The sequence below is a fragment of the Candidatus Arsenophonus nilaparvatae genome (genome assembly GCF_045346035.1).
GTDB classification, from domain to species: Bacteria; Pseudomonadota; Gammaproteobacteria; order Enterobacterales; family Enterobacteriaceae; genus Arsenophonus; species Arsenophonus nilaparvatae.
On the sequence record NZ_CP158507.1, the window covers coordinates 1105932 to 1117996 of the forward strand.

At 35.1% G+C, this 12065-nt stretch carries 12 protein-coding genes; 5 read left to right on the forward strand and 7 right to left on the reverse strand.

Annotated features, from left to right (window positions below):
- Positions 1–214 precede the first annotated feature (214 nt).
- The 3 genes from WH390_RS05335 to hxpB all read right to left on the reverse strand — a co-directional run bounded on the left by WH390_RS05335 (position 215) and on the right by hxpB (position 3187).
- Positions 215–1579, reverse strand: a complete 1365-nt coding sequence (locus WH390_RS05335; protein WP_032115981.1) for an L-cystine transporter — start codon at positions 1577–1579, stop codon at positions 215–217.
- Positions 1580–1740: 161 nt separating this feature from the next.
- On the reverse strand, positions 1741–2334 hold the full coding sequence (locus tag WH390_RS05340; RefSeq protein WP_032115980.1) for a metal-dependent hydrolase: 594 nt from the start codon (positions 2332–2334) through the stop codon (positions 1741–1743).
- Positions 2335–2521: 187 nt separating this feature from the next.
- Positions 2522–3187 (reverse strand): hexitol phosphatase HxpB, encoded by a 666-nt coding sequence (gene hxpB / locus WH390_RS05345; protein ID WP_032115979.1) that lies wholly within the window; start codon positions 3185–3187, stop codon positions 2522–2524.
- 179 nt (positions 3188–3366) lie between these two features.
- On the opposite strand from hxpB, the gene WH390_RS05350 reads away from it, so the two are divergent.
- Positions 3367–3906, forward strand: a complete 540-nt coding sequence (locus WH390_RS05350) for a YniB family protein (protein WP_032115978.1) — start codon at positions 3367–3369, stop codon at positions 3904–3906.
- Between the two features lie 505 nt (positions 3907–4411).
- Here the strand turns inward: WH390_RS05350 and WH390_RS05355 are convergent.
- The 4 genes from WH390_RS05355 to WH390_RS05370 are packed head-to-tail and all read right to left on the reverse strand — an operon-like array spanning position 4412 to position 7960.
- Entirely contained in the window at positions 4412–5275 is an 864-nt protein-coding gene (locus tag WH390_RS05355) for a metal ABC transporter permease (RefSeq protein WP_032115977.1), read from the reverse strand.
- On the reverse strand, positions 5268–6158 hold the full coding sequence (locus tag WH390_RS05360; RefSeq protein WP_032115976.1) for a metal ABC transporter permease: 891 nt from the start codon (positions 6156–6158) through the stop codon (positions 5268–5270). Before WH390_RS05360 ends, WH390_RS05355 begins: the two co-directional genes overlap by 8 nt.
- Positions 6159–6161: 3 nt before the next feature.
- Positions 6162–7046: a manganese/iron ABC transporter ATP-binding protein gene (locus WH390_RS05365; protein ID WP_032115975.1), complete on the reverse strand. Its 885-nt coding sequence runs from the start codon at positions 7044–7046 to the stop codon at positions 6162–6164.
- Positions 7047–7048: 2 nt separating this feature from the next.
- Positions 7049–7960, reverse strand: coding sequence for a metal ABC transporter substrate-binding protein (locus WH390_RS05370; protein ID WP_032115974.1), 912 nt, complete (start codon positions 7958–7960; stop codon positions 7049–7051).
- Between the two features lie 215 nt (positions 7961–8175).
- Here WH390_RS05370 and WH390_RS05375 point away from each other — a divergent pair, with 215 nt between their 5' ends.
- The 4 genes from WH390_RS05375 (at position 8176) to rpmI (ending at position 12026) form a co-directional block, all read left to right on the forward strand.
- Entirely contained in the window at positions 8176–8835 is a 660-nt protein-coding gene (locus WH390_RS05375) for a transglycosylase SLT domain-containing protein (protein WP_032115973.1), read from the forward strand.
- 440 nt (positions 8836–9275) lie between these two features.
- Entirely contained in the window at positions 9276–11198 is a 1923-nt protein-coding gene (gene thrS, locus WH390_RS05380; protein ID WP_032115972.1) for a threonine--tRNA ligase, read from the forward strand.
- A gap of 3 nt (positions 11199–11201) precedes the next feature.
- Complete coding sequence (gene infC / locus WH390_RS05385) at positions 11202–11741, forward strand: translation initiation factor IF-3 (RefSeq protein WP_072012869.1); 540 nt, start codon at positions 11202–11204, stop codon at positions 11739–11741.
- Between the two features lie 87 nt (positions 11742–11828).
- Positions 11829–12026, forward strand: coding sequence for a 50S ribosomal protein L35 (gene rpmI, locus WH390_RS05390; RefSeq protein WP_032115970.1), 198 nt, complete (start codon positions 11829–11831; stop codon positions 12024–12026).
- Positions 12027–12065 lie beyond the last annotated feature (39 nt).

A 12065-nucleotide genomic window follows, 5' to 3' on the forward strand; every position in this document is an offset into this window, starting at 1 on the left:
ATATTTATTTTATAGTATGCATTTATTGGTTATCTAGTGGATTTAAAATGAAAATTATGAATAGACAAAATAATTATTTAAGTTTTAAAATAATCGTTATTGTCAATCGTATTTAATAATAAAAATAATCTATTTCATAAAGTTGACTAGTTGTTTTAAAGTCCTAAAGAGATTTCTAATAGGACTTTTGGACAGAGATTATAAGTTTGAAATATTATTTATCGAAAATACTTTTATCCGTTTGATGCATCAATTGGCTAGTAATTGTTCCTGCAACCATTGAGCCATTAACATTTAATGCAGTTCTTCCCATATCGATCAATGGTTCAATCGAAATAAGTAACGCTACTAAAGTAATTGGTAATCCCATCGCGGGTAAAACCATTAATGCAGCAAAAGTTGCTCCCCCACCTACGCCGGCCACCCCGGCAGAACTTATGGTCACAATACCAACAAGTGTAGCGATCCATATAGGATCCAGGGGATTGATTCCTACCGTTGGGGCAACCATTACAGCAAGCATTGCGGGGTAAATACCTGCGCATCCATTTTGACCAATTGTTGTGCCAAAGGATGCTGAAAAATTAGCAATTGATTCAGGAATGCCCAGTTGCTGAGTTTGCGTTTCAACGTTTAATGCAATACTGCCAGCACTTGAACGACTAGTAAATGCAAAAATTAATACAGGAATGACTTTTTTAAAAAATTTTATCGGATTAATGCCAGAGAAAGAAAGAAGTATAGCATGGACAATAAACATTAAGGATAATGCTAAATAAGAAGCAATTACAAAAGTGCCAAGTTTAATAATATCTTGTAGGTTTGAATTAGCAACAACTTTAATCATTAAAGCCATTACTCCATATGGTGTAAGCCGTATAACTAGCCGAACCAGCTTCATGATCCAGGATTGAAAAATATCAATAGCAGATAATATTTTTTCACCTTTTTCGGGATTAGTTTTAGCTAATTGGAGAGCCGCTATGCCTAAAAAGGTAGAAAAAATAACAACGCTAATAATAGATGTTGGATTAGCTCCTGCCAGATCGGCAAATGGATTTTTAGGAATAAATGATAATATTAATTGAGGTATTGTTAAATCAGAAACCTTGTGGATGTAGTTATTTTCTATTATCCCAAGTTGAATAGTTTCACTACTAGTTTGTACCAGACCTTCTGCAGTTAAGCCAAACCAATATGTAATAATAATCCCGATGAGAGCGGCAATGGCTGTTGTAAAAAGAAGGATCCCAATGGTGAAAAAACTGATTTTTCCTAATGAAGAGGTTTGATGCAAACGTGCTACCGCATTTAGTATGGAAGCAAATACCAAAGGCATAATAATCATTTGAAGTAATTTCACATACCCATTGCCTACAATATTGAACCAAGATAATGAATCATGCACTATTTGATTATTAATACCATATACTAAATGTAAAACAACACCAAAAACAGTACCAATAAGAAGACCGACAAAAACTTTTTTTGATAGACTCCATCCATCTGCACTTATTTTGGCCAATAACAGCAATAATAGGATAAAGATAAGTACATTCAGAATTACAGGGAAATTCATACCCACTCTCCAGCTCGGTTTATTGTTCTAGGTATAAGATTTTTTGTCATTGGTGAAGTAAGATGATGAAAAACTTCCAATGAAACTCATTTTCCCTTATATATTATCAGCAATAAAAATAATTTTCTTATAACTAAATTCAATTTTATATTAATAATATTTCATCGTGAATGGAATAAAATTAAATCATTTAATTCATTAACTACATATGTAATAACGTTTTTCTTTGTTTCTTGTAACAGCGGTCGTAGTGGTAATTGATAGTTCGATGGAATTAATATCGCACAAATAGCTAATAAGATGGCGATAGAATGTTCTGCTCTTTGATTAGAATTATTACCTAAGATAGGAAAACAGAAAGAAATTTTTGCTGGCCATAAGAAAGGTATCCCTTTCGCGGTTAACATATCCCCGACTAAATGACTAAAATAACCTAATAAGAATGCTTGAATCAGGGCATCAGAAAGCCAGTAACTATTGGGCAATTGAGTTGATAATAACATAATGAGCAGCCATGCGAGTAAACTGTGGGTGAAACCACGGTGACCACATAAACGACAAATTGGCACAGAAATGAAACGAAATAAGCGTCCGAGAGAAGAGGATGGATGATCTATATCCGGTAGCAGTGCGCCAAGTAGCGCACCGGCTAATAAATGAAGCCAATCACCATGTGCAAACTCAGGTGTTATTGCTAGTTTATGCACAAGTATTAATGATGATACTGAAAAAAACAGATGCCCGGTGGCAGTCATAGCATATAATATCCAACTGTTTATTTATACAGTTTGCAAAGTATAATAGTTTTGGCTTAGTTTGAGTAGTGTAATCGAAAAAAATATCTTATTTATTAAATAATAAGAGCAATTTTTTGTAAGAGAAGTGATATTGCATTAGTTTGGCAGTATACTGATGCATCAAATTACTGCCAATTGATCAAATTTAAACGATATGCTTAGTTGTTAATTCAGCCAGCGTATTGAGTTTGACGTCTGCTAATGTCCAACGTGGATCAGTGAAATGATCTTTTGGTGGGACAACGATACTACGCATACGTGCAGCTTTAACCGCAATCATACCATGAAAAGAGTCTTCAAAAGCCACACAATGTGTTGGTTCTATAGCTAGCAGTTTCGCTGCTTGTAAATAAACTTCTGGATGGGGTTTACTGTAGGGTAATGGTGTCGCTGATACTACTGCTGAAAAGTAATTGCGAATATTAAACATAGTGAGTACTTTTTCTAATATGTGCTTTGGTGAAGCTGATGCTAAACCAATTTTCAAATTATGATCCTGACATAGTTGAAGTGCATGTTTAACACCTGGTAATAAAGGTCGTTGTTCTTCTATAAGTTCAATAACCCGTCTAACAATTTTTTGTTCCACCTCTTCTAATGAGGTTCCTTGCCAGGGGGCAGCTAAATACCACAGTTGTACCACTTGATCGATACGTAATCCTAGAGTGTCGGGAAGTTGATTAGCAATTGAAGTATTAACTCCAAGTTTACTAAGAATTTCTTTTTCTGCTTGGCTCCAAAGGGGTTCAGAATTAATCAATAGCCCATCCATGTCAAAAATAGCAGCTTTGATAGATAGCTCATGAGACATTAAAAGCACTCCTATTATTCATGATTTGTTGTTTAATTCTATCAATTTAAAATAAAGAAATCTTTTAATATAGGTAGGTGAGGTCTTATTTTGGTTAGTGATAAAATAACATTTATATGTTTTTGATAACATTTTATCATTTAATATAAATGGTAATATAAAAAATATGAGGAGATTTAATGAATTATCAAACAGCATTTTATATCGCTATTACAAAGCGGGTTTTAGGATGGATAATTTTTTCTTTAGCGCTGGTGTCTACTGTAGTTTCATTAGTTTTGCTAGCAGAAAAGCAAGGTTTACAAGGGGATGGCTTAAATGCTGTAGCCAATGATTTTATTAAAATTATGGCTCTTATGATACGGCAAAACACGGTCTTTTTAAATTTTTTTTGGCATAATTCACCAATTCCCAGTACTCATATGGGACTTTCGACAGCTAATCTTGGTTTTATTTTACTATTTTTCTTAATGTTTGTTGGTCAAGCTTTGAGTGCTTCAGGTAACAGAATGAATCGTCAATTGAAATTTATTAAAGAAAGTATTGAAGATCATCTTATTTTTGAAAGAGCGAAAGGTACTGAAGTATCAAAAGAAGAGATAGAAGCTAAAATTACTATTCCTCGTCATACCATTTTCCAGCAGTTTTTTATTTTGTATATATTACCGATTATACTAGGAGGAATACTTTACTTCATAATGAATATTTTAGGCTGGTAGTTTTTCTTATATTATAATCAATTGAAAAATAATTTTATTGAACAGTTGAATGAAGATCATCAGTAATAACTTATCTAGCAATAAAACTATTGTTTTGAATGTTTTTATAGCAATTTAACAATAATAGCCTTGATATATCAATTAATGCTTATCAAAGCTGACAAGGAAATGTCAACTTCTGCGCGAGCCAGCTTTGACCAAATTCCGATTAATTATTTTTAAATCAATTAATTGGAATATTTATTTTGCTATGATTGTTAAATATATTGTTTTCTAATTTAGCTTTAGTAAAGATTTTTATGATGACAAAATGTTAATTTGAATAATGAAATGAATTATTACCTATTTACATTCTAGTTATTGCATCATTCATTTCAATTCTTGAGATCATATTATGACAATTTATAGTTAATAAATAGAATTTGTATGAAAAACTAAGGATTATCATCTGTAATAAATAAGATAATCCTAATTTTTTCTGGTTATTTTTAATATATTTCTTAGCTTAAGGATGAATTGAAATTTTATCGAAAGAAGAGCGCTTTTTTATTTTACTAATATAGCTGTGGATTAATGCAGCAATAAAATAAATAGCTTGAGTTATTACAATACAAGGCCCCGTTGCTGCATCAATATGAAAACTCAAAATAGTGCCTATTAAAGAGGATGTGGTTGAGGCGATAACTGCAATAATTAACATTCGATTGAAATTTTGACAGAGTGTAAAAGCTATAATTCCAGGGGAAATAAGCATAGCAATGACCAGAATTATTCCTACCGCTTGTAAAGATGCCACAATGGTAAGTGCTAATAAAGAGAGTAATCCATAATGTAAAAGTTTAACGGGTAAACCAATAACTTTTGCCTGATTAGGATCAAAACAATAAAGCATAAAATCTTTGCGCTTTAACAGGATAATCGCGATAGTAAAAGCTGAGATCCAAAGCGTTTGTTTAAATTCAGCTTTGGTAATGCCAAGGATATTACCAAAAAGAATATGGGTAAGATGTTGATCTGTATCGATACGGGCAAATAGTACTAATCCAAAGGCAAACATACCAGAAAAAATAATACCCATGACAGTATCTTCTTTTATGCGGCTATTTTCTTTTAGATAACCGGTCGCGAATGCACAAAAAATTCCTGATATAAAAGCACCAATTGATAAAGGAATACCAATAACAAAGGCGATAACGATGCCGGGTAATACAGCATGAGAAATAGCATCACCCATTAAAGACCAACCTTTAAGTATCAAAAAGTAGGAAAGAATAGCGCACACTGTTCCGGTTACAAGGGCGGTAATGATAGCTTTTTGCATAAAAGGAAAAGTAAAAGGTGTTATTAATAATTCCATCAAATCATTCATTGTTGCTTACCTCTTGTTTTAACTGTTTGAGGTGTACAATTTCTTGTCGTGCTTTGCGGCGGGAAGCAAATAAACCATATTTAGGGGCAAAAAAGAAGGCATAAAGAAAAATCAGTGTTTGCAAAGTAACGATAATTCCGCCTGTCGCACCATTAATAAAATAACTGATATAAGCGCCAAGAGCACTGGAAGTAAATCCGATTAGTATGGCAATAATAAGTAACCGCTTGAATTGATCCGTGAGTAAATAAGCTGTAGCGCCTGGGGTAATAACCATTGCTATCACAAGTATAGCTCCCACAGTTTGTAAGGCAGCAACCGTACATGCGCTTAATAGGGTAAAAAAAATAATTTTTAATTTTAGCGAATTTAGTCCAATAGAACGGGCATGATTTTCATCAAAGAATACGGCAAGTAAATCTCTCCAGATAAACATAAGTATAATAAAAGAAATGGTAATAATAATTTCAACTTGTAATACATCTTCATCTGCAATACCTAAAATATTGCCAAAGATAATGGTTTGTACATTAACGGAAGTGGGATTTAATGAAAGAATTAGCAATCCTATGGCAAAGAAGGTGGAAAAAATAAAACCAATTACTGCATCTTCTTTTAGTTTTGAAATATGGCGCACCAATGTCATGGAAAGTGCGGCAAGAATACCGGTAAAAAATGCTCCTATAGAATAGGGAAGGCCAAGGGCATAGGCACCTGCGACTCCGGGAACAACAGAATGAGAAAGGGCATCGCCCATTAACGACCACCCCTTTAACATTAGATAAGCTGACAGAAAAGCGCAGACTGCTCCAACGATAGCACTAACCCAGATTGCTTTAACCATGTAGTTATATTCAAAAGGTTGAAGTAACAGATCCAACATGATTTATTCCTTTGGTTGCTTTTTAATGACGGATGCTTGTTCATGGTTGCCATAAAAAACAGCTGCTCTTTCATCATCAGTAATAACAGTTAATGAACGAGGATCATCATCATCGTGAAGTTCTGCACCAGAGAGATTAATATGGCGTAGTACACCGCCGAAGGCGAGTTGAAGATTTTTTTGGGTAAAGGTTGTTTCGATCGGGCCACTAGCCAGTATAGTTCGGTTTACTAAAATAACTTGATCGCAAAATTCAGGCACGCTTCCCAAGTTATGTGTAGAAACCAAAATTAAATAGCCATTGCTACGTAAAGAGCGTAAAAGCTCAATAATCGCATTTTCTGTTTTTACATCGACGCCGGTAAAAGGTTCATCAAGCAGCAATACTTTTCCTTCTTGCGCAAGTGCTCGCGCAAGAAAAACTCTTTTCTTTTGGCCGCCAGAAAGTTCACCTATTTGTCGTTGTTCTAAACCGGTAAGATCAACCCGCGCCAATGCTTCAGCAACAATTTGTTTATCTTGCTGGCTTGGAATACGTAAAATACCCATTTTACCGTAGCGGCCCATCATAACTACATCGGAAACTAGAACCGGAAAGTTCCAGTCAACTTCTTCAGTTTGTGGTACGTAAGCAATAATATTTTGTTTAAGTGCTGTTTTGATCGCAGCATTGTTTAATGTTACACGTCCTTTTGTTGGTGTTACTAAACCCATTATTGTCTTAAACAGCGTTGATTTGCCACTACCATTAACGCCTACTAGCGCACAAATTGAACCACCAGTAATATTAAAACTGGCATCGTAAATAGCAGTATGCCCGTTATTGTATGTAACAGTAGCATTATCAACAACTAAGTTTGGTTTTTCGTAAAAAATATTGTTACTCATTATTATTGACCAAAACCTTTTGCAATAGTATCAACGGTAGTTTTTAATAATTCGATATATGTTGGAACTGGGCCATCGGGGGTAGACAAAGAGTCAACATAGAGTACACCACCATATTGAGCCCCGGTTTCTCGGCTGACTTGTTTCGCTGGTTTATCAGAAACGGTACTTTCGCTAAACACAACTGGAATATTATGTTTTTTTACAGTATCGATAACTTTACGAACTTGTTGCGGTGAACCTTGTTCTTCTGCATTAATTGGCCACAAATAAGCTTCTTTAAAACCATAATCGCTAGCCAAATAACTAAAAGCACCTTCACTGGTTACTAACCAACGCTTTTGCTGCGGGATTTGTGCCAGTCTTTTCCGTAGTGGTGCATCAATTTTGCTAATTTTACTAGCATATATTTTCGCATTTTGGTTATAAATATCTGCATTTTTAGGATCATATTTTACTAGTGCTGCCCGAATATTTTCAATGTAGATCAATGCATTTTGGGCAGACATCCAGGCATGAGGATTAGGATTTCCTTGATATTCCCCTTCTCGAATAGGCATCGGTTTTATTCCTTTAGTAACTGTAACGGCAGGAATATGTTTGAAGTTTTCAAAAAAACGACTAAACCAGGTTTCAAGTCCTAATCCATTCCATAAAATTAAATCAGCATTATGTGCTTTTAATATCTCTTTGGGAGTTGGTTGATACTCATGAATTTCAGCTCCCGGTTTGGTAATTGATTGGACATTGGCTGCATTACCTGCCACATTTTGCGCAATATCCTGAATAATAGTAAAAGTTGTTACAACGGTAAATTTTTTTGCGTAAGCGATGGGATTAAAAAGAAAAACAACAGCAATTATTATTAAACCAGTAAAAGTGTGCTTAGATGAAAGGTTGGATCTTTTATACATAAGTGGTTTCCCGGTAAAAAAGTAGTAAATTGCACTTTAATGAGAATGATTATCAACTATATATGAAAGATGTCAATACGACCGATTATTGTAATTGTAATGTAAGTAGCAGATATGAGAACCTCTTCACAACTCAACGCTAAAGAGGGTAATTTTTTATTTTTATCTTATTAGGCTATGCTAAATAGATCATACCACTAGAGGATTGGTGTAAGGTGAAATTTAAAAGTTGTGGAGTCGTATTCATTATTTTATTAATCGGCTGTTCAAGCAAACAATCTAATAACCCCAAAACAGTCTATCAGAACGATTATCTACGCTATTTCATGGAAGAGCAAACCGAAAGTGTACCGTCAAAAACCCCTTACGATGGTGTAATTAAACAAGCGGCGCAACGCTATGCGATTGATGAAAATTTAATTAGAGCAATTATTAAAGTGGAATCTAATTTTCGAGTTAATGCTGTGAGTAAATCCAATGCAATAGGTCTAATGCAAGTTAAGGCTTCTACTGCTGGTCGTGATGCGTATCGGTTACAAGGCAAAGTGGGGCAACCTACCACGAGTCAACTTAAAGATCCGGCGATCAATATTGATGTGGGAACCGCCTATATTCGTTTTATTCAAAAAAATCATTTAGTTGGTATTCGTGATCCAAAAGTACTTTATTATGCAACTGTGGTTGCTTATGCTAATGGTGCCGGGGCATTATTACGAATTTTTGATAAAAATCGTCATGTTGCAATCGATAAAATTAATGAACTAACAGCAGAAGAGTTTTATCAACATATTCAAACAAAACACCCTAATGTACAGGCACCACGCTATCTTTGGAAAATTAAAAACGCTTACAACTCAATAGCTATGATAGATTAATTGTTGATTTATAAGAAGAAAATTGATAATGACTTTTATCTTACTATATTTTTTACTAAAAATTGTAGCGAACCGAACTGAATAAAATTTTAGCGATAGACTAAACTAGTTTTTTATTGCTATTTCATTGTATAATAAAAAATAAATTTAAATTAAGTTAATTAATCAAAATTTAACTAGCTGACAATTATTTTGTCACTAGTTTTTTAGTGTTTTATTCTTATTATCCTAGATTTAATCTATTAATTAGACCTGCATGATGGTAATATGCGCCGCTAAGTTAATGCAAGTACGTATTCTTTTCGCTCTATTTTAGTATTTTATCACGTACATCACTTACAAGGTGAAGTAAGAAATTGCTTTAACTCACTTTTAATAAAAATATATTTCTATACATGTGATCTTGCGTATGGGTCACCACTGTAAATTAAGGATTTTAAATGCCAGTTATTACTCTTCCTGACGGAAGTCAACGCCAATATGAGCATGCTGTTTCAGTAATGGATATTGCAAAGGATATTGGCTCAGGTCTTGCAAAAGCCTGTTTAGCCGGTCGTGTTAATGGTGAACTTGTTGATGCGAGTGATATAATTAATAGTGATGCTAAATTAGCCATTATTACTAGTAAAGATCTTGATGGTTTAGGGATTATTCGTCACTCATGCGCACATTTACTTGGTCATGCGATTAAACAATTATGGCCAACGACTAAAATGGCAATTGGTCCTATCATTGAAAATGGTTTTTATTATGACGTTGATCTGGAACACGCTTTAACCCAGGAAGATTTAGAAAAACTTGAGCAGCGCATGCACGAACTTGCTGAAACGAACTATGATGTTATCAAAAAGCGGGTTAGTTGGCAGGAAGCTAGGGATACGTTTGTTGCTCGAGGTGAGGATTATAAAGTTAAAATTTTGGATGAAAATATTAATAAAAATGATCATCCTGGACTTTATTATCATGAAGAATATATTGATATGTGTCGTGGGCCGCATGTCCCTAATATGCGTTTTTGTCATTACTTCAAATTACAAAAAGTGGCTGGTGCATATTGGCGCGGTAATAGCGATAATAAAATGTTACAAAGGATCTATGGAACAGCCTGGGCTGATAAAAAACAATTAGCTGCTTATTTATTACGTTTAGAAGAAGCGGCTAAGCGAGATCATCGTAAGATAGGTAAGCAACTTGATCTTTATCATATGCAGGAAGAAGCTCCAGGTATGGCGTTTTGGCATAATGATGGTTGGGTAATATTTCGTGAATTGGAAACCTTTATCCGGACTAAATTGACTGAATATCAATACCAAGAAGTAAAAGGTCCATTAATGATGGATCGCATTCTTTGGGAAAAAACAGGTCACTGGGAAAACTATAAAGAAAACATGTTTACCACATCATCGGAAAACCGAGAATATTGTATAAAACCGATGAATTGCCCAGGGCATGTACAAATATTTAATCAAGGCTTGAAATCTTATCGTGATTTACCATTACGTATGGCGGAGTTTGGTAGCTGTCACCGTAATGAGCCATCTGGCGCTTTACATGGTTTGATGCGAGTGCGTGGTTTTACCCAAGATGATGCGCATATTTTTTGTACTGAAGATCAGATTTTAACTGAAGTAAAAAGTTGCATTAAAATGATTTATGATGTGTATGCAACCTTTGGTTTTGAAAAAATTGCCGTTAAATTGTCAACCCGGCCAGAAAAACGAATAGGCACTGATGCTCAATGGGATCGCGCAGAAACCGATCTTGCCAAGGCACTGGGGGATATTGTATTTGATTATCAACCCGGTGAAGGTGCATTTTATGGGCCTAAAATTGAATTTACCCTGTATGATTGTTTGGATCGGGCTTGGCAATGTGGTACTGTACAGCTCGATTTCTCATTACCGGGTCGCTTAGGTGCTTCCTATGTGGATGAAAATAATGAACGTCAGGTACCAGTAATGATCCATCGTGCTGTTTTAGGATCACTTGAACGTTTTATTGGGATTTTAACTGAGCATTATGCCGGTTTCTTCCCAACCTGGTTAGCGCCATTACAAATTGTTATAATAAATATCACGGATGCACAGGCTGATTTTGTACAAAAAATAGTAGAAAAATTGAGTAATTTTGGTATTCGTGCAAAAGCGGACTTGAGAAACGAGAAAATAGGCTTTAAAATTCGTGAGCATACTTTGCGTCGTGTTCCTTATATGCTAGTTTGTGGTGATAAAGAAGTTGAATCGGATCAGGTATCTGTTCGAACCCGTAATGGTAAAGATTTAGGAACATTTGACGTCACAGAATTTGCAGAAAGAGTGCTTGATGAAATTCGCACTCGTCGTATTTATCAACTGGAGGAATAAGGTATTAAAGGCGGAAAAAGAATTCAAACGGCGCGCCCGAATCGTATTAATACGGAGATTCGTGCTTCTGAAGTTCGTTTAACTGGTTTAGATGGCGAGCAGATTGGTATTATCAGTCTAAAAGAAGCTCTTGAAAAAGCCGAGGAAGCTGGTGTTGATTTAGTCGAAATCAGTCCAAATGCCGAGCCGCCGGTTTGCCGTATCATGGATTACGGCAAGTTCCTCTATGAGAAGAGTAAATCGCTCAAAGAGCAAAAAAAGAAACAAAGAGTTATTCAGGTAAAGGAAATTAAATTCCGACCTGGTACAGATGAAGGTGATTATCAGGTCAAACTACGCAACCTGATTCGCTTTCTGGATGATGGTGATAAAGCCAAAATCACGTTACGGTTTCGTGGTCGTGAAATGGCGCACCAACAAATCGGTATTGATATGCTTAATCGTATCAAAAACGATTTGGATGAGATGTCAGTCGTCGAATCTTTTCCAAGCAAGATCGAAGGCCGTCAGATGATCATGGTGCTTGCACCGAAAAAGAAATAGTTAGGCAATCAAGTAATAGCGTTCTATCTAGATGGAAAACTATTCGCCTAGCTAGTTACAATTAACAATGCGAAGTGGATATTTAAAATGCCAAAGATCAAAACAGTACGTGGTGCGGCAAAGCGTTTTAAAAAAACTGCCAGTGGTGGTTTTAAACGTAAGCACGCTAACCTTCGTCATATTCTGACTAAAAAGTCAACTAAGCGTAAGCGTCATTTACGACCAAAAACCATGGTTTCTAAAGGTGACCTGGTTTTGGTAGTGGCTTGTTTGCCATACGCATAAGTTTGAATTTTTTAGTTTAAGATTATCGAATTTAATTCG